The organism is Micromonospora sp. NPDC050784, assembly GCF_044456765.1.
GTDB classification, from domain to species: domain Bacteria; phylum Actinomycetota; class Actinomycetes; order Mycobacteriales; family Micromonosporaceae; genus Micromonospora; species Micromonospora foliorum.
The window spans coordinates 218,725-236,176 of the sequence record NZ_JBITGG010000007.1; the positions used below are offsets into that span (position 1 = coordinate 218,725).

Annotated in this window: 16 protein-coding genes; 12 read left to right on the forward strand and 4 right to left on the reverse strand. The window is 71.1% G+C overall.

What is annotated here, in order from left to right; translation table 11 throughout:
• Nucleotides 1-7 precede the first annotated feature (7 nt).
• The gene (locus tag ACIBD9_RS12440) at nucleotides 8-790 is read right to left on the reverse strand and encodes a 3-hydroxybutyrate dehydrogenase (protein ID WP_396717018.1); all 783 of its coding nucleotides are present in this window, start codon (nucleotides 788-790) and stop codon (nucleotides 8-10) included.
• Between the two features lie 685 nt (nucleotides 791-1,475).
• Here ACIBD9_RS12440 and ruvC point away from each other — a divergent pair.
• From ruvC to ACIBD9_RS12480, 8 genes are all read left to right on the forward strand, one after another.
• On the forward strand, nucleotides 1,476-2,003 hold the full coding sequence (ruvC, locus tag ACIBD9_RS12445) for a crossover junction endodeoxyribonuclease RuvC (protein ID WP_387176484.1): 528 nt from the start codon (nucleotides 1,476-1,478) through the stop codon (nucleotides 2,001-2,003).
• The gene (gene ruvA / locus ACIBD9_RS12450) at nucleotides 2,000-2,602 is read left to right on the forward strand and encodes a Holliday junction branch migration protein RuvA (protein WP_124823022.1); all 603 of its coding nucleotides are present in this window, start codon (nucleotides 2,000-2,002) and stop codon (nucleotides 2,600-2,602) included. The genes ruvC and ruvA overlap by 4 nt, the downstream gene beginning before the upstream one ends.
• Before the next feature lie 28 nt (nucleotides 2,603-2,630).
• Nucleotides 2,631-3,698, forward strand: coding sequence for a Holliday junction branch migration DNA helicase RuvB (gene ruvB, locus ACIBD9_RS12455; protein WP_396717020.1), 1,068 nt, complete (start codon nucleotides 2,631-2,633; stop codon nucleotides 3,696-3,698).
• Nucleotides 3,699-3,819: 121 nt separating this feature from the next.
• On the forward strand, nucleotides 3,820-4,176 hold the full coding sequence (gene yajC, locus ACIBD9_RS12460; protein ID WP_396717022.1) for a preprotein translocase subunit YajC: 357 nt from the start codon (nucleotides 3,820-3,822) through the stop codon (nucleotides 4,174-4,176).
• Between the two features lie 275 nt (nucleotides 4,177-4,451).
• The gene (secD, locus tag ACIBD9_RS12465) at nucleotides 4,452-6,371 is read left to right on the forward strand and encodes a protein translocase subunit SecD (protein WP_396717024.1); all 1,920 of its coding nucleotides are present in this window, start codon (nucleotides 4,452-4,454) and stop codon (nucleotides 6,369-6,371) included.
• A gap of 1 nt (nucleotide 6,372) precedes the next feature.
• Nucleotides 6,373-7,569 (forward strand): protein translocase subunit SecF, encoded by a 1,197-nt coding sequence (gene secF / locus ACIBD9_RS12470; protein ID WP_396717026.1) that lies wholly within the window; start codon nucleotides 6,373-6,375, stop codon nucleotides 7,567-7,569.
• Between the two features lie 78 nt (nucleotides 7,570-7,647).
• A complete protein-coding gene (locus tag ACIBD9_RS12475; protein ID WP_387176475.1) occupies nucleotides 7,648-8,214 on the forward strand; it encodes an adenine phosphoribosyltransferase in 567 nt (188 codons plus the stop codon).
• A 198-nt stretch (nucleotides 8,215-8,412) separates the two neighbouring features.
• Nucleotides 8,413-10,935 (forward strand): RelA/SpoT family protein, encoded by a 2,523-nt coding sequence (locus tag ACIBD9_RS12480; RefSeq protein ID WP_396717028.1) that lies wholly within the window; start codon nucleotides 8,413-8,415, stop codon nucleotides 10,933-10,935.
• A 97-nt stretch (nucleotides 10,936-11,032) separates the two neighbouring features.
• Here the strand turns inward: ACIBD9_RS12480 and ACIBD9_RS12485 are convergent, their stop codons facing one another.
• Together ACIBD9_RS12485 and ACIBD9_RS12490 are read right to left on the reverse strand one after the other, a co-directional pair.
• The gene (locus ACIBD9_RS12485; RefSeq protein WP_387176471.1) at nucleotides 11,033-11,872 is read right to left on the reverse strand and encodes a peptidylprolyl isomerase; all 840 of its coding nucleotides are present in this window, start codon (nucleotides 11,870-11,872) and stop codon (nucleotides 11,033-11,035) included.
• Nucleotides 11,873-11,931: 59 nt separating this feature from the next.
• Nucleotides 11,932-12,816: a peptidylprolyl isomerase gene (locus ACIBD9_RS12490; RefSeq protein ID WP_396717031.1), complete on the reverse strand. Its 885-nt coding sequence runs from the start codon at nucleotides 12,814-12,816 to the stop codon at nucleotides 11,932-11,934.
• A gap of 270 nt (nucleotides 12,817-13,086) precedes the next feature.
• On the opposite strand from ACIBD9_RS12490, the gene ACIBD9_RS12495 reads away from it, so the two are divergent.
• The 3 genes from ACIBD9_RS12495 to ACIBD9_RS12505 all read left to right on the forward strand — a co-directional run bounded on the left by ACIBD9_RS12495 (nucleotide 13,087) and on the right by ACIBD9_RS12505 (nucleotide 16,212).
• Nucleotides 13,087-13,797: an MBL fold metallo-hydrolase gene (locus ACIBD9_RS12495; protein WP_030488361.1), complete on the forward strand. Its 711-nt coding sequence runs from the start codon at nucleotides 13,087-13,089 to the stop codon at nucleotides 13,795-13,797.
• A 73-nt stretch (nucleotides 13,798-13,870) separates the two neighbouring features.
• Entirely contained in the window at nucleotides 13,871-15,199 is a 1,329-nt protein-coding gene (gene hisS, locus ACIBD9_RS12500; RefSeq protein WP_396717033.1) for a histidine--tRNA ligase, read from the forward strand.
• Nucleotides 15,200-15,270: 71 nt separating this feature from the next.
• The gene (locus ACIBD9_RS12505) at nucleotides 15,271-16,212 is read left to right on the forward strand and encodes an acyl-ACP desaturase (RefSeq protein WP_396717035.1); all 942 of its coding nucleotides are present in this window, start codon (nucleotides 15,271-15,273) and stop codon (nucleotides 16,210-16,212) included.
• Between the two features lie 120 nt (nucleotides 16,213-16,332).
• Here the strand turns inward: ACIBD9_RS12505 and ACIBD9_RS12510 are convergent, their stop codons facing one another.
• Nucleotides 16,333-16,839, reverse strand: coding sequence for a PaaI family thioesterase (locus tag ACIBD9_RS12510; RefSeq protein ID WP_238659783.1), 507 nt, complete (start codon nucleotides 16,837-16,839; stop codon nucleotides 16,333-16,335).
• Between the two features lie 55 nt (nucleotides 16,840-16,894).
• On the opposite strand from ACIBD9_RS12510, the gene ACIBD9_RS12515 reads away from it, so the two are divergent.
• The gene (locus tag ACIBD9_RS12515; RefSeq protein ID WP_396717037.1) at nucleotides 16,895-17,371 is read left to right on the forward strand and encodes a winged helix-turn-helix transcriptional regulator; all 477 of its coding nucleotides are present in this window, start codon (nucleotides 16,895-16,897) and stop codon (nucleotides 17,369-17,371) included.
• Nucleotides 17,372-17,452: the final 81 nt, after the last annotated feature.

Consider the following 17,452-nt stretch of genomic DNA (forward strand, 5'->3'; position numbering starts at 1 on the left):
AACCCCACTAGTTGGCCGTCCAGCCCCCGTCGAGGGCGATCGACGCGCCGGTGATGAACGCCGCCGGCGGCGAGCAGAGGTACGCCAGCAGTTCGGCCACCTCCTCCGGCTCGATCAGCCGCTTGATCGCAGCCCGCGCCAGCATGATCTTCTCGATCACCTCGGTCTCGTCAATGCCGTGGCTGGCCGCCTGGTCGGCGATCTGGCTCTCCACCAGGGCGGTACGCACGTACGCCGGGTTGATGCAGTTGGCGGTGACCCCGTGCGCGGCGCCCTCCAGCGCGACCACCTTCGACAGCCCCTCCAGGGCGTGCTTGGCCGAGACGTAGGCCGCCTTGTACGGCGAGGCGCGCAACCCGTGCACCGAGGAGATGTTGACGATCCGCCCCCAGCCCCGGGCGTACATGTGCGGCAGCGCCCGGCGGATCAGCAGGAACGGCGCCTCCACCATCACCCGCTGGATGTACTCGAAGCGCTCGACGGGAAAGTCCTGCAACGGCGCGACGTGCTGGAGCCCCGCGTTGTTCACCACGATGTCCACGTCCACGTCGAGTGAGTCGACCGCCGCGGCGTCGGACAGGTCCACGCCCTCGGCCCGGCCACCGGCCTCGGCGGCCACCGCCTTGGCCGCCTCCAGGTTGCGGTCCACCACGAGCACCTTGGCGCCGGCCGCAGCCAGCCGCAGGGCACACGCCCGCCCGATGCCGCCGCCACCCCCGGTGACCAGGGCGGTCCGACCGGAGAGGTCGACCTGTACGACGTGGGGGACCACCACGGGTTCTGCCGTCATGGCGCAAGAAGTTACGAGCTGTGTGCCCCCCGGCACATGGGCCAGCGACACATACTCCGTACCAAAGCTGTGTGGCCCCACCCGCCCCCGCCGCCCGCTCCCACCCGTTCCCGCCCCATCCCGCCGCGCCCCCCACTCCTCGTGCTGCGCCCCCACTCCTCGTGCCGCGCCCCCACTCCTCCCGCCACTCCTCGTGCCGCAAGATCGCGCAACATCCTGGATGTAGTGGCTTCCCGGCTCCTCGTTGCCACTACATCCAGGTTCGAGCGTGACCTTGGCGGCGGCGGCGGCCCGAAGGCCGTTCCTGGTCGGTCGCCACGGTGTTCGTCGTCAAGATCCGCGCAATATCAGGGATGTTGCTGTCTCTCGCGCGTCGGAGGCAGCAACATCCGGGAAGTTGCGCAGATCTTGGTGCGGGGTGCGGGGTGCGGGGTGCGGGGTGCGGGGTGCGGGGTGCGGGCCGCGGGGTGCGGGCCGCGGGGTGCGGGGCCACGGGGGCGCGGGGCCACGAGGGTGCGGGGCCACGGGGGTGCGGAGGTGCGGGGCCGCGGGAGTGCGGGGGTGCGGGAGTGCGGGGCGCGGCTTGCGGGGCGGCGTGCGGAAGGCGTGTCCCGTGGGGCTGGTGGGAAGGGCGCCGGTTAGGGTGTCGAACACACGTACTGCTGACGGCTGGGGAGGGGGCGGCGTGCGCGTGCTCGGTGTCGACCCGGGGTTGACCCGGTGTGGGGTGGGCGTGGTCGAGGGTGTGCCCGGCCGGCCCTGCACCCTGGTCGCCTACTACGTGGTCTACACCGACCCGGCCGACGACCTGGCGCTGCGCCTGTTGCACCTGGACCGGTCGCTGGGCAAGCTGGTCGCCGAGCACCAACCGGAGAGCGTCGCCGTCGAGCGGGTGTTCAGCCAGCACAACGTTCGTACCGTGATGGGCACCGCGCAGGCCAGCGGCATCGCCGTGCTGGCCGGGGCGCGGGCCGGGCTGCCGGTGCAGACGTACACGCCGAGTGAGGTGAAGGCGGCGGTGACCGGCTCCGGTCAGGCCGACAAGGCGCAGATGACCGCCATGGTGACCCGGCTGTTGCGGCTGGCCGAGCCGCCGAAGCCGGCGGACGCCGCGGACGCGCTGGCCCTGGCCATCTGCCACGTGTGGCGCGGCGGGACCCGCTCCAAGCTGGCCGCCGCGGCCGACCGGGCACGACGAGGAGGAGCACGATGATCGCCAGCGTGCGCGGCACGGTGACCGCGACGGGTCCGGACCAGGCCGTGATCGAGGTCGGTGGGGTCGGGCTCGCCGTGCACTGCGCCCCGGGGACCCTCGCGGAGCTGCGGGTGGGCCAGGTCGCCCGGCTCGCCACCAGCCTGATCGTGCGGGAAGACTCGCTGACTCTCTACGGATTCGCCGACGACGACGCCAAGTCGCTGTTCGAGCTGCTCCAGACCGCCAGTGGGGTCGGCCCGCGACTGGCCCAGGCGGTGCTGGCGGTGCACACGCCGGACGCGGTACGCAAGGCGATCGCCAACGCCGACACGGCCGCCCTGACCCGCGTACCCGGGATTGGCAAGAAGGGTGCGGAACGCCTGGTGCTGGAGCTGCGTGACCGGATCGGCCCGGTGCCGATCGGCGCGGACGGGGTGGCCGGGGTGACCCGTGGCAGCTGGCCCGAGCAGGTCCGGCAGGCACTGGTGGGGCTGGGCTGGACGGCCGGTCAGGCCGATCAGGCGGTGGCCGCGGTGGCGGAGTCGATCGAGGGGGAGACTCCGCCGGTGCCGGTGCTGCTCAAGCAGGCCATCCGACTGCTGGGCCGCACCCGATGACCGCCCGGCCGCAACGGGCGGCGGCACGATGAGCGAGACCGAGGGGCTCGTCTCGGCGTACGTCAGCGACGCCGACCGGGACGCGGAGGCCACCGTACGGCCGAGGCGGCTGGCGGAGTTCATCGCCCAGGACCGGGTCCGCGACCAGCTTGACCTGTTGTTGCAGGGCGCCATGCGGCGGGGGTCGCCGCCGGACCACATTCTGCTCTCCGGCCCGCCCGGGTTGGGTAAGACGAGTCTGGCCAACATCGTCGCCGCCGAGTTGGGAGCGGGCATCCGGGTGACCAGCGGCCCGGCGATCGAGCGTTCCGGTGACCTGGCGGCGATCCTGACCAGCCTCGCCGAGGGTGACGTGCTCTTCATCGACGAGATCCACCGGATCGCGCGGCCGGCCGAGGAGTTGCTGTACAGCGCGATGGAGGACTTCCGGGTCGACGTGGTGGTGGGCAAGGGTCCGGGGGCGACGGCGATCCCGCTGGATGTCGAGCCGTTCACCCTGGTCGGCGCGACGACCCGCTCGGGTCTGTTGACCGGGCCGATGCGGGACCGGTTCGGCTTCGTGGCGCACCTCGACTTCTACGCCCCGGCGGATCTGGAGACGCTGCTGCACCGTTCGGCGCGGATCCTGGGGGTGCCGATCACTCCCGAGGGCGCGACCGAGATCGCCGGTCGGTCCCGGGGCACCCCGCGGATCGCCAACCGGCTGCTGCGCCGGGTCCGCGACTACGCCGAGGTCCGGGCGGACGGGGTGGTCGACCTCGACACCGCCCGCGCCGCCCTGACCGTGTACGACGTGGACGCGCTCGGCCTGGACCGACTGGACCGTGCGGTGCTGACCGCGTTGGTCGACTCGTTCCGGGGTGGCCCGGTCGGGTTGTCCACTCTCGCCGTGGCGGTGGGGGAGCAGCCGGACACGGTGGAGGAGGTCTGCGAGCCGTTCCTGGTGCGAGCTGGGCTGTTGGCGCGTACACCTCGGGGGCGGGTGGCGACCGAGGGTGCCTGGCGGCATCTGGGGCGCACGCCACCGAATGGTACATTTGGTATGGATAGTCCGCCTGTGCCCGACTTGTTCTCCTTGGACGTCGATCAGCCGTGATGTGAACGTGATCTGTGCCGCATTCGGCGTTCTCAGGTGCAGGGTTTAGACTTCGCCGCGGTCTAACAGGACGTGAGAATCCGCCTCCGCTCCGGCACCCATGGTGCCGGGCAGGTGGCCAATGGGAAGGTCAGTAACCGTGCAATTGGCAGCAGCGGGTGGCGGGGCCGGCGGTTTCACGCCGATCCTGATGATCGTCCTGCTCTTCGGTGTTATGTACTTCATGATGATCCGTCCCCAGCAGAAGCGCCGCCGTGAGGCGGAGGCTATGCAGTCCAACCTCGGCCCGGGCGACGAGGTCGTGACCATCGGTGGGCTCTACGGCACGGTCACCGGCATCGAGGACGACACTGTCCTGATCGAGGTCGCACCGGGCGTGCAGACCCGCTACGCCCGCCCGGCCATCGCGCGGGTGGTCACCCGCGCGGAGCTGCCGAGCGAGCCGGTCACCGAGGACGCGGACACCGTCAAGGACTGACCCCTCCCCCGGGGGGCGGCGAGTCCGGCGTACGGCCGGTCGGCCGGCTTCCGGGTCGTCGCGCCCGAACGGGGCAGCGGGCGAGACGTGAAAACTGGATAGTTGGGTCGACGCCGGGCGTCGGCACGTTCCCGTGACCGTCGGCGTTCCGCGCCGGGTCCCGGTCCTCGTGTCGGCATCTCGTCGGCTCAAGGCAGACCCGTCGGGCGGGACCCCCGGCCCGACACCGCCGCCGCTGCGACAGCGGCGCGACCGTACAGGGAGACAGGACAGCCGTGGCACCACCTCAGGGACAGATGCGCCCCGGGCGGCAGCTCGCCGTGCTCGGGTTCATCTTCGTGGTCCTCTATCTTTTGGTGTTCTTCGCCGGCGCCAGCGGCAGTTGGAAGGACCGGCTCGAGCCCAAGCTCGGTCTGGACCTGATCGGCGGCACGCGGGTGACGCTGGAGGCGACCAACAGCGTCGACGGCAAGCCCCCGACGGCGGAGAACCTCGAAGAGGCCCGCGAGATCATCGAGAGCCGGGTCAACGCGTTCGGCGTGGCCGAGGCCGAGGTGGTCACCGAGGGCAACCGCAACATCGTCATCTCCCTGCCCGGTGAGAACCGGGACCTCACCGACGTCGGCAGCGCGGCTGAGCTGCGCTTCCGCAAGGTGCTCAAGGCCGCCTCCGGCAGCGGTGTGGCCGAAGCGCCGCCCGCCGCCACGCCGGCCCCGTCCGGCAGCGCCGCCCCGTCCGGCGGCGCGACCCCGTCCGGCGGCGCGACCCCGACCCCGACGGGCAGCGCCGCGCCGAAGGTGACCTCGTCGCCCAGCGGCGGTCAGGGCGGCATGGCCCCGGCTTCGCCCAGCGCCACGCCGACTCCCTCCGCGTCCGCCACGGCCTCGCCGAGCGCCGCCGCGCCCAGCGCCAGCGCCGAGCCGGTGCCGGCCAGCATCGAGGAGCAGCGCAAGGCCGTCGAGCAGAAGGTCGGCGCCGCCGCGTGGCAGGCCGCCAACGGGCTGCAGGCCCCGGCCGATCTGAGCGCCGACCCGTCGCTGGCCGAGAAGCTCAAGCCCTTCGGCACGCTGTCTCCGCAGGAGGTCGCGGTGCTGCCGGCGCAGATGCAGTTCAACGTGCCGACGATCGGCTGTAAGCAGCTCGACGAGCGCCCCCCGGCGTCGATCTCCGACGCAAAGCAGCAGGTGGTCTCCTGCGAGGACGGTGCGTCGAAGTACCTGCTCGACCAGGCCAAGGTGCTGGGCACCGACGTGTCCGACGCCGACGCGGTGCTCGACCAGACCAACGCCTGGGTGGTCAGCCTGGACTTCACCGGCGACGGCCAGGGCAAGTGGACCTCGCTGACCCGTGAGGCGTTCAACAACGAGGGCCAGGCCTGCGACGCGACCGCGCTGGGCCAGGACGGCAAGTGCCGCGTGGCCGTCGTGCTGGACAACAAGATCGTCTCATCGCCGGAGATCCAGGGCGTGCTGACCGGCAACTCCCAGATCACCGGCACCTTCACCCAGAAGGACGCCAGCGCGCTCGCCGGTCAGCTCCGGTACGGCGCGCTGCCGGTGACCTTCAAGCAGCAGGAGGCGCAGAACGTCACCGCCACGCTCGGCGCCAGCCACCTGCGCGCCGGCCTGCTGGCGGCCGGCATCGGCATGCTGCTGGTCATCATCTACGCGTTCTTCTACTACCGGCTGCTCGGCTCGGTGATCTTCCTGAGCCTCATCCTCTCCGCGCTGCTGGTCTTCGGCGCGCTTGTGGTGCTCGGCCGGCAGATCGGCTTCACGCTCACCCTCGCCGGCATCGCCGGCATGATCGTCTCGCTCGGTGTGGCGGCGGACTCGTTCGTCATCTACTTCGAACGACTGAAAGACGAGATCCGGGAGGGGCGCAGCCCGCGTAGCGCGGTGCCTCGCGCCTGGATCCGCGCCCGTCGGACGATCATCTCGGCCAACGCGATCACCCTGCTCTCCGCGGTGGTGCTCTACGTGGTCTCGGTCGGCACGGTCAAGGGCTTCGCGTTCGCCCTGGGTCTCGCCACCGTGCTGGACCTGGTCGTGGTCTTCCTCTTCCGGCACCCGATCATGACGATGTTCGCCCGGACCCGGGCGTTCCTGTCCCCGCGGGTCAGCGGTCTGGGCCGGGCACTTCCGGCCCGCAACCAGCCGACTCAGCCCCGCAACCCGCGCGCCAAGGAGGCCTGAGATGGCTGGAAACGGTCTGGCGAGCCGCCTCTACAACGGCGAGGCCGGTCTCAACATCGTCGGCCGACGCAAGCTCTGGTTCGGCGTCGCCGGGGTCCTGGTCCTGATCGCGATCCTCAGCTTCTCGATCCGTGGGTTCAGCCTGGGCATCGAGTTCGCCGGCGGCAACTCGTTCCAGGTGCCGGCCAGCGTCGGCACCCTGGACGACGCCGAGCGGGAGGTCAACTCGGCCCTCGCCACCGAGAACACCGGCGTCGAGGTGGCCACCACGCAGAAGGTCGGCGGCCCCGGCGGTGACTCCTACGAGCTGCGCACGCCGCAGCTCACCGTCGAGCAGGCCAACTCGGTCAAGGCCCAGATCGCCGAGGACCTCGGCATCAACGCCGACCAGATCAGCAGCAACCAGGTCAGTGAGGCCTGGGGCAGCCAGGTGACCGAGCGGGCCGTGCTCGGTCTGGTCATCTTCATCGCGCTGGTGATGGTCTACCTGATCCTGCGCTTCGAGTGGCGGATGGCCGTGGCCGCGGTCGCCTCGCTGATCACGAACCTGATCCTCACCGCCGGCATCTACTCGCTTGTCGGCTTCGAGGTCACCCCGTCCACGATCATCGGTTTCCTCACGATCCTGGGCTTCGCGCTCTACGACGTGGTGGTGGTCTTCGACAAGGTCCAGGAGAACACCCGGGGCATCACCGCCAACAACAACCAGACGTACGGCGAGGCGGCCAACCTGGCCGTCAACCAGAGCCTGATGCGGTCGTTGAACACCTCCGTGGTCGCCCTGCTGCCGGTCGGCGGTCTGCTCTTCATCGGTGCCGGCCTGCTCGGCGCCGGCACGCTGAAGGACCTCGGTCTGGTGCTGTTCGTCGGCATGGCGGTGGCGTTCCTGACCTCCATCCTGGTGGCCACCCCGCTGCTGGCGCTTCTCAAGAACTACGACCCGCGGATCCAGGCGCACAACAAGCGCGTCCTGACCCGGCGGGGCGCGATCAGCCGTGGCGAGGTCCCCGGTAGGGGTGCCGCGAGCCCGGCAGCCCAGGCCGACGCGACCGACGAGCCGGTCGACCCGGACGCCGCCGCACTGGCCGGTGCCGCCCCCAAGGTGGGCGCTCGGCCGGCGGGTAAGCGGCCGACCGGTGCCCGGGGCGGTCGCCCGGGTGGCGGCGGCAACCGGCCGGGTGGCGCCAAGCGGCGCTGACCCGACAGGAAACACCCGAACGGCGTCCGGCATGCTGTTGCCGGACGTCGTTCGTCGTTGAAGGGAAGCGAAACAGCCGTGACGGAGACCCACAGCACCGCAGCGCGCGGGGACAGTGGCCCGGAGGCCGCCCGACTGGTCGCCAGTCGGGTGCTGGACGTGCCCGACTTCCCGAAGCCCGGCGTCCTGTTCAAGGACCTGATGCCACTGTTCGCCGACGGCAAGGTGTTCCGTGAGGTGATCGACGGGATCGTCGCGTACCACGGGCGGGACACCTTCGACGTGGTGGTCGGCATCGAGGCGCGCGGGTTCGTCGTCGCGGCGGCCATCGCGTACGCGACAGGGGTGGGCGTGGTGCCGGTGCGCAAGGCGGGCAAGCTGCCCCGCCCGGCGCACTCGGTCTCCTACGCGCTGGAGTACGGCGAGGCCACCCTCGAAGTGCACGAGGACGCCTTCACCGCCGGGCACCGGGTGTTGGTGGTCGACGACGTGCTGGCCACCGGTGGCACCGCCGAGGCGACGCTGGACCTGGTCGAGCGGGCCGGCGGGACCGTCACCGGCTTCACCGTGTTGCTGGAGCTCGGTTTCCTGGGTGGGCGTGAGCGTTTGGCACCGCGTCCCGTCCACGCCCTGTTGACCGTTTGAGCCGGTCCATACTCTGCTGACCGTTTGATCCCGGACCGGTCGGACGGGACCCGGCGCCGACCGTCCGGCGGAGCGGCAGGGGACCGTCCGTGCGGGTAGCATTGCCCTTTGCTGACGCCGGCGGTATGCCGTCCGGCGGGCGAGACCAGGTCGGCCGATGTTCGGCCGGCGTGTTTCCGGCGAGCGGTGAGGAGGCCGGTGTCCCACGATGTCGTCCCCCCGGCGGAGGGCACGGTGCACCCGACAGGCGACGCTGACGGCTCGGTGACCGACCGGGCAGGCGACGCGCCGGCCCGGGTGACGGGCACCGGCAACGGCTCCGGCCCGGCTTCCGGCGAGAGCGCGGTGCGTCCGACCAGTGGCCCGCCCAGCGCCGAGGCGTCGCCCGGCGCCGACGGTGTCGTGGTGCCGTTCCCGACCGACGCCGGTCTCGACCCGTCGCCCGGCGGCGGCTTCGGGCTGTCCAACGCGCCCACCGGCCGGCGGGTCCGGGCCCGGCTGGCCCGGTTCAACGCGCCCTGGCAGACCTCGCAGGTCAGCGAGGTGCTGGAGCCGCTCATCGCGAGCCACCGGGACAACCACCCCAAGGCGGACGCCCGGCTGCTCCAGCGCGCCTTCGACACGGCCGCGCGGTGGCACTCGGGGCAGTACCGCAAGTCCGGTGACCCCTACATCACCCACCCGCTCGCGGTGGCGACGATCCTCGGCAACCTGGGGATGGACACCACCACGCTGGTCGCCGCGCTGCTGCACGACACCATCGAGGACACCGAGTACACCCTCGACCAGATGCGGGCCGACTTCGGTGGCGAGGTCGCCCTGCTGGTCGACGGCGTCACCAAGCTCGACAAGGTCAAGCTGGGCGACGCGGCCAAGGCCGAGACGATCCGCAAGATGGTCGTGGCCATGGCCAAGGACCCGCGGGTGCTGGTGATCAAGCTGGCCGACCGGCTGCACAACATGCGTACCCTGACCTTCCTGCCCCGCCCCAAGCAGGAGCAGAAGGCCAAGGAGACGCTGGAGATCCTGGCGCCCCTCGCCCACCGGCTCGGTATGAACACGATCAAGTGGGAGCTGGAGGACCTGTCCTTCGGCACGCTCTTCCCGAAGCGCTACGAGGAGATCAACCGGCTGATCGGGGAGCACCAGCCGCAGCGCGAGGCGCTGCTGCGGCAGGTGACGCAGAAGGTGCAGACCGACCTGAAGGCCGCCAAGATCAAGGCGGAGACCACCGGGCGGCCGAAGCACCTCTACTCGATCTACCAGAAGATGATCGTGCGGGGTCGCGACTTCAACGACATCTACGACCTGGTGGGCGTGCGGATCCTGGTCGACACGGTTCGCGACTGCTACGCGGCGCTGGGGGTCATCCACGCCAACTGGCAGCCGGTGCCGGGCCGGTTCAAGGACTACATCGCGATGCCCAAGTTCAACATGTACCAGTCGTTGCACACCACGGTCATCGGGCCCACCGGCAAGCCGGTGGAGATGCAGATCCGCACGTACGCGATGCACCGCACAGCCGAGTTCGGCATCGCCGCGCACTGGAAGTACAAGGAGCACAAGGGCACCCAGATCGTCGGCCCGCCCGCGCACATCGACGAGATGACCTGGCTGCGGCAGTTGCTCGACTGGCAGCGCGAGGCCGCCGACCCGAGCGAGTTCCTGGACGCGCTGCGCTTCGACCTGTCCAGCCAGGAGGTGTACGTCTTCACCCCCAAGGGTGACGTCATCCCGCTGCCGACCGGGTCGACGCCCGTGGACTTCGCGTACGCGGTGCACACCGAGGTGGGGCACAAGTGCATCGGGGCGCGGGTCAACGGCAAGCTGGTGCCGCTGGAGTCGACGCTGTCCAACGGCGACGTGATCGAGATCTTCACGTCGAAGTCCGAGACGGCTGGCCCGACGCAGGACTGGTTGGGCTTCGTCAAGAGCCCGCGCGCCCGGACGAAGATCCGGCAGTACTTCAACAAGGAGCGGCGCGAGGAGGCGATCGAGGCCGGCAAGGACGCGATCGTCAAGGCGATGCGCAAGCAGGGCATGCCCCTGCAGCGGATGCTCACCTCCGACGCGCTCATGTCGATCGCCCGCGACCTGCACCTGGCCGACGTGGCGTCGCTCTACGCGGCGGTCGGCGACAGCCAGGTCTCCGCGCAGTCGGTGGTGCAGAAGCTGATGGCCGCGTACGGCGGCGAGGAGGGCGCGGCGGAGGACATCGCCGAGACCGCCGTCGCCACCCGGCCGCCGCGCAGCCGGCAGAGCAGCAGCGACCCGGGCGTGGTGGTCCGCGGCGTCAGCGACGTCTGGATCAAGCTGGCCCGCTGCTGCACCCCGGTCCCACCGGACTCGGTGTTCGGCTTCGTCACCCGCTCCGGCGGGGTGAGCGTGCACCGCGACGACTGCGCCAACGCCGAGGACCTGCGCGCGCAGAGCGAGCGGGTCGTCGAGGTGAGCTGGAAACTCACCTCCGCCTCCACGTTCCTGGTCGCCATCCAGGTCGAGGCCCTGGACCGACACAAGCTGCTGGCCGACGTCACCCGGGTGCTCTCCGACGAGCGGGTCAACATCCTCTCCGCCACCGTCACCACGACCCGCGACCGGGTGGCGGTGAGCCGGTTCAGCTTCGAGATGGCCGACCCGAAGCACCTGGGCCACCTGCTGGCCACGGTCCGCAAGGTCGACGGCGTCTTCGACGCCTACCGGGTCACCTCCGGGGCCTGACGCCCACCTGGAGCGATCCGGGGCCCGACGCGTACCCCGGAAAACACGACAGCGCCCGCCGGCTCAGCCGGCGGGCGCTGTGTCGTCTGCGCGGGTGTCAGCCCTGCGGCGCGCTCATCGTGAGGTCCTTGATGATGACCTCCTTCTTCGGGTGGCCGCCGCCGGCCTGCTGGGCGAACGCCCCGTCGTCGCCGGCCTTGGCCACGTCCTTGACCAGGTCCAGACCACCGGTGATGGTGCCCAGCACGGTGTACGCCGGGTCCAGCGGCGAGTCGCCGTAGACGATGAAGAACTGGCTGCCGGTGCTGCCCGGCTGGCCGGAGTTGGCCATCGCGATGACACCCTCCGGGTACGGCGGGCGCTTGTCGGTGGGCAGGTTCTCCTCGGGCAGGCGGTAGCTCGGGCCGCCCTGGCCGTCGGTGTCCCGCCAGCCGTTGCCGGTGGCGCTGGGGTCACCGCACTGCAACACCTTGATGCCCTCGGTCACGAGCCGGTGGCACTTGGTGTTGTCGAAGAAGTTCTTCTCCGCGAGGTGGGTGAAGCTGCCGGCCGTGCACGGCACCAGCGACCGGTCGACCTTGGCGGTGATCGGGCCGAGGTTGGTGTCGATCGTCATGGTCTGCACGCCGGTGCCGGACTGCTGGTTGCTCGGCACCCCCACGTCCTTGATCTGCGGGGGCCGCTGCTCGGCGGGCAGCGCGTTGTACACGCACTCGGACGCGCCGGGCGCCGCGGTGGTGGTGCCGGGCTTGTCGTCGTCACCGCCGAGGCTCACCGCCAGCCAGACGGTGCCGGCGACCACGAGCACCAGCGCGGCACCCGCGCTGACGATCGCCGTCGTCTGCCGGCGCTTGCGGGCCTTGGCCGAGCGCTCGGCCATCTCCTTCTCGAGCCGGGCGCGTGCCGCCGCGCGCTGCCGCTCTCTGGTGGACGTCACGCCTGGATCCTCCTGGCTGTCTGCTGCTGAGTGCCGCTTGGGTGGGTGGTGGCGCCCGGTCAGCCGGCGGTCGGGCTGCTGGCCGGGGTGCCGGAGGCCGACGGCGCCGGTGCCGCACCGGTGACCGGCTCACCGACCGTGAGGCTCTGGATCGTCACATCGGTGCTGGGCTTGACCTTCGCCCCGGTCCCATTGTCCACGGTCGGGAGGGCACCGATCTTCTCCACCACGTCCAGCCCGCCGGTCACCCGGCCGATGACCGGGTACTTCGGGTCGGCGGTGGTGAAGTCCTTGAAGAAGATCAGGAACTGGCTGCCGTTACTGCCCGGCGGGTTGGAGATCATCGCCACCGTGCCCTTCGGGTACGTCGGCGGCTGGTTGGGGGCCGGACTGGCCGACGGCGACGCCGACGGGACGGTCGGCAGCTCCTCGTCGTAGAACGAGTAGGTCGGCCCACCGAGGCCCGTGCCGCTGGGGTCGCCGCAGCGCAGCGCGCCCTCGGCGGTGATCTCGTGGCACTTGGTGTTGTCGTAGAACGACCGGCTCGCCAGGTGGGCGATGCTCGCCGCCGCGCACGGGGAGTTGGTCAGGTTCAGCTCCGCGGTGATCGGCGCGCCCTGGTTGGTGGTCACCGTCATCGCCCGGGTGCCGTCGGTGGGCAGATCCTTGGTGGCCGGCGTGCCCACGTCCTTGAGGTTGGTGTTGGCCGTCGCGTCCTGCGGCGTCCAGAGGCAGGTCTCCTCCGCGGCCGTGTTCTGCTTCGGGTCGGAGTCGAACGCACCGAGCGCCCAGGCTGAGCCGGCCACGACCAACACGAGGATCAGAGCGGCGCCAACCCCGGCCTGGATCTGCCGTCGGCGCCGCGTAGAGGCGGCCCGCCGAGCCAACTGCCGGTCGAGCTTGGCCCGCGCCAGTTTGCGCTGCCGGTCCCTGCTGGAAGCCACCCGTGCTCCCCTTTCCTCTACCTGGTCGTCGCCGGCGGCCGGTCGCCCCGGCCCGTCCGGGCGTCACGTGTGCCGCGCCACACGCCCGCCAGAGTGTACGGCTAGTGACTGGGAATGTGGTGTACGAGGTCCACCCCGTCCCGAGCAGCGCTTATCGGAGGTTGTCACTGTGCCCCACGAGGCGCCTGGGACGGACGCGGCAAACTCGCTCGGCCCGCCCGATAGGCTGCTCTGCAGGACGACAGCTGCTCGACGGAAAGGACAGCGCCCGTGCTCGTGGCCGGCTTTCCCGCGGACGCCTTCGGCACCAACTGCTACGTGGTTGCCACCGCGCCGGGGGAGCAGTGCGTGGTGGTCGACCCCGGCATCGGGGTGCTCGATCAGCTCGACGCGCTGCTCGCCGAGCACCGCCTGCATCCGGCCGCCGTGCTGCTCACCCACGGCCACCTCGACCACACCTTCTCGGTCGCGCCGGTCTGCGGTGCGCGCGGCATCACCGCGTACGTCCACCCCGGTGACCGGGAGATGCTGGCCGACCCGTCCAAGGGCCTCTCGACCGACCTGACGTCGCTCTTCGGCGGCCGGCTGAGCTACACCGAGCCGGAGGACGTGGCGGAGCTGACCGACGGCGCCACCCTCACGCTCGCCGGCCTGGAGATCGCCGTCGACCACGCCCCGGGCCATACCGGCGGGTCGGTGCTGTTCCGGCTGCCGGGCGCCGGGTCGAGCTGGGAGGCTGACGAGTTGTGCCTCTCCGGTGACGTCCTCTTCGCCGGGTCGATCGGCCGCACCGACCTGCCGGGCGGGAGCATGCCGGCCATGCTCACCAGCCTGCGCGACAAGATCCTTCCGCTGGCCGACGACACCGTCGTGCTGCCCGGCCACGGCCCCAGCACCACCATCGGTCGCGAGCGCGCCAGCAACCCGTACCTCATCGAGGTGGCTGGCACGTCGCCGGCCGCGCCCACCCGGGGCCTCTAGATCTTTGTCCGCGCCGCGCGCGGACCTCACGACACCACCGCGCCGTGGGCGCGGAACCGCAAGGAGTACGCCGATGAGCAAGCCCACGCCCATCTCCGGCTTCCCGGAGTGGACGCCCGGTCAGCGGATGATCGAGCAGTTCGTGCTCGACAAGATCCGGGCCACCTTCGAGCTGTACGGCTTCGCGCCGCTGGAGACCCGCGCCGTGGAGCCGCTGGACCAGCTGCTGCGCAAGGGCGAGACCTCGAAGGAGGTCTACGTGATCCGGCGGCTGCACGCCGACGCCGAGGGTGGCGGTGCGGACGACCAGCTCGGCCTGCACTTCGACCTGACCGTGCCGTTCGCCCGGTACGTGCTGGAGAACGCCGGCAAGCTGGCCTTCCCGTTCCGCCGCTACCAGATCCAGAAGGTGTGGCGGGGTGAGCGGCCGCAGGAGGGCCGCTACCGGGAGTTCGTCCAGGCCGACATCGACATCGTCGACCGGGACACGCTGGCTCCGCACCACGAGGCGGAGATGCCGCTGGTCATCGGAGACGCGCTGCGTTCGTTGCCGATCCCGCCGGTGACGATCCAGGTCAACAACCGCAAGATCTGTGAGGGTTTCTACCGGGGCATCGGGCTGACCGACCCGGAGGCGGCGCTGCGCGCCGTGGACAAGCTCGACAAGATCGGCCCGGCGAAGGTGGCCGAGCTGCTGGCCCAGACCGCCGGGGCGAGCGAGGCGCAGGCCAAGGCGTGCCTGGCGCTGGCCGAGATCTCCGCCCCGGACGCGTCGTTCGCCGACGCCGTCCGGGCGCTCGGGGTCAGCGACCCGCTGCTCGACGAGGGCATCGAGGAGCTGGTCCGGGTGGTGGAGACCGCCGCCGAACACTCGCCCGGCCTCTGCGTGGCGGACCTGCGCATCGCCCGTGGCCTGGATTACTACACGGGCACCGTCTACGAGACCCAGCTGCGCGGCTACGAGCGCTTCGGCTCGATCTGCTCCGGCGGCCGGTACGACAACCTGGCCAGCGCCGGCGCTGTCTCGTACCCCGGGGTGGGGATCTCGATCGGGGTGACCCGGCTGCTCGGGCTGCTCTTCGGCGCGGGGGAGCTGTCGGTCTCCCGGGAGGTGCCGACCGCCGTGCTCGTCGCGGTGACCAGCGAGGAGCAGCGTACGGCCAGCAACCGGGTGGCCGAGGCGCTGCGGCGGCGCGGGGTGCCGACCGAGGTGTCGCCGAGCGCGGCGAAGTTCGGCAAGCAGATCCGCTACGCCGAGCGGCGCGGCATCCCGTACGTCTGGTTCCCCGGTGCCGAGGGAACGCCGGACGAGGTGAAGGACATCCGCTCCGGTGAGCAGGTCACGGCCGGTGCCCAGGAGTGGATGCCGCCCCTGGGAGACCTCAAGCCGACGGTCGGTTGAGTGTCTCCACTGGCGCTGACGGCCGCGGGGACCTACGGTAGCGTAAGTTACGCCACCGTAGGGAGTTTCTCGTGACCGTCAGCACCACACTGAGTCAGACCGCGCTGCTCGTCGAGTTGGAGCCGGTTGTCGCGCGCAACCTGGACCGCCACCTCTCGCTCGCCAAGGAGTGGTTCCCGCACGAGTACGTGCCGTGGAGCGAAGGCCGGACCTTCGACGGGCCGCTCGGCGGCGAGGCGTGGTCATCGACCGACTCCACCATCCCGGACGTGGCCCGCACCGCGCTGATCGTGAACCTGCTGACCGAGGACAACCTGCCCTCGTACCACCACGAGATCGCCACCCTGTTCGGCCGCGACGGCGCGTGGGGCACCTGGGTACACCGGTGGACCGCCGAAGAGGGTCGGCACGGTGTCGCGATCCGCGACTACCTGACCGTCACCCGGGCGGTCGACCCGGTGGCGTTGGAGCGGGCCCGGATGACGCACATGTCCGAGGGCTACACCAACGCCCACGGCGACGAGGTGCTGCACTCACTGGCGTACGTCTCGTTCCAGGAGCTGGCCACCCGCATCTCGCACCGCAACACCGGCAAGGCCACCGGCGACCCCGCCTGCGAGGCGCTGCTGGCCCGGGTGGCCGCCGACGAGAACCTGCACATGGTCTTCTACCGCAACCTGCTCGCGGCCGCGTTCGAGCTGGCGCCGAGCCAGGCCATGCGGGCCGTCGCCGACGTGGTGGCCGACTTCCAGATGCCGGGCAACGGCATCGAGGGCTTCGCCCGCAAGTCGGTGGCGATCGCCCTGGCCGGCATCTACGACCTGCGCCAGCACCGCGACGACGTGCTCCAGCCAGTCCTGCGCCAGTGGGACGTCTTCAACGTGACCGGCCTCAACGCCGACGGCGAAGCCGCCCGCGAGCAGCTGGCCGCCCAGCTCGAAGGCCTGGACCGCGCCGCGAGCCGCTTCGAGGAGAAGCGCGACGCCCGAGCCGCCCGCCTAGCCCTCCGCTAGCCCACCCCACCCCCGCCCTCAGATCGTTGATCATGAAGTTATTGCCACTCGCGACGGCGTGTCGGGGCAATAACTTCATGATCAACGCAGAGGTGCGGAGGGGACTGGGAGGGGTCGGGGTTAGGGGAGGGGGAGGAGGAGGCAGGTGCTGGTGGCGTGGGCTATCAGGCGGGCGGTGGCGTCGGTGATGCGGGCCTCGGCCAGGGCCGTGCGGCGGCCGCGTTGCAGCACCGTGCCCTCGCAACGCAGGGTGCCACTGTCGACGGTGACCGGGCGGAGGAACTTCACGTTGAGGTCCAGCGAGGTGTAGCCCACGCCGGCGGGCAGGGTGGTGTGCACGGCGCACCCGGCGGCGGTGTCCAGCAGGGTCGAGAGCACGCCACCGTGGACGCTGCCGAGCGGGTTGTAGTGGAACTCCTGCGGAGTCAGTTCGACGACGACCCGACCCTCGTCGGCTTCCATCCGGGTCATGTCGAGAAGGTGCATCACCGGCGGCGCGGCCAGTTCGCCGGCGATCATCGCCCGGAGCATGTCGAGGCCGCTGCGGCGACCGACCTGGGCGGCGTTGACCGACGGGTCCGCCCAGGTGAAGGTACGGCTGCGCGCTGGTTCCTGCGTCTGCGTCATGGACGCAGCCTGGCAGCAGCTTGCTGAGTCTGTCAACGAGACCTAGCCTGGTCGGATGCGACCCGCGGCTCTGGACTGGTCAGTGGAGAACTGCACCATCGCCCGGGCGATGGAGGTCCTCGGTGAGCGGTGGACGCTTGTGGTCCTCCGCGAGGTGTTCACCGGCGTACGCCGCTTCGACGACATGCGCGTGCGCACCGGGATTCCGCGCCAGGTGCTGACCAACCGGCTCGCCAGCCTGGTGGAGCAGGGCGTGCTGAGTCGCGAGCCCTACCGGGAGCCCGGCAGTCGGCTGCGCCACGAGTACCGGCTGACGGAGAAGGGTCTGGATCTCTGGCCGGTGCTGGTCGCCGTCCTCGGCTGGGGCGACCGGTACCTCGCCGACACGGAGGGCGCGCCGCTCAGCGTCACCCACCGCGACTGCGGCGCCGAGGTCCGCGCCGAACTGCGCTGCGCCGACGGGCACGACGTGGGTCGGCCCCGCGACGTGGTGCCAAGGCCGGGCCCCGGCGCCCGTCGCCGCACCCCCTGACCCGATCCCGCCGCACCCGACGCCCGGTGCGGGAACGCATCGATGATCGTGCGCGCCAAAATTGGTCGGATGTCGGTGGGG

Excerpts from the sequence above, each read along its gene's own strand:
- ruvB (WP_396717020.1), top strand. The coding sequence starts at position 2,631 with ATGAGCGAGACCGAGGGGCTCGTCTCGGCGTACGTCAGCGACGCCGAC.
- hisS (WP_396717033.1), top strand. The coding sequence starts at position 13,871 with ATGAGCAAGCCCACGCCCATCTCCGGCTTCCCGGAGTGGACGCCCGGT.
- ACIBD9_RS12440 (WP_396717018.1), bottom strand. The coding sequence starts at position 790 with ATGACGGCAGAACCCGTGGTGGTCCCCCACGTCGTACAGGTCGACCTC.
- yajC (WP_396717022.1), top strand. The coding sequence starts at position 3,820 with ATGGGAAGGTCAGTAACCGTGCAATTGGCAGCAGCGGGTGGCGGGGCC.
- ACIBD9_RS12515 (WP_396717037.1), top strand. The coding sequence starts at position 16,895 with ATGCGACCCGCGGCTCTGGACTGGTCAGTGGAGAACTGCACCATCGCC.
- secF (WP_396717026.1), top strand. The coding sequence starts at position 6,373 with ATGGCTGGAAACGGTCTGGCGAGCCGCCTCTACAACGGCGAGGCCGGT.
- ACIBD9_RS12510 (WP_238659783.1), bottom strand. The coding sequence starts at position 16,839 with ATGACGCAGACGCAGGAACCAGCGCGCAGCCGTACCTTCACCTGGGCG.
- ruvA (WP_124823022.1), top strand. The coding sequence starts at position 2,000 with ATGATCGCCAGCGTGCGCGGCACGGTGACCGCGACGGGTCCGGACCAG.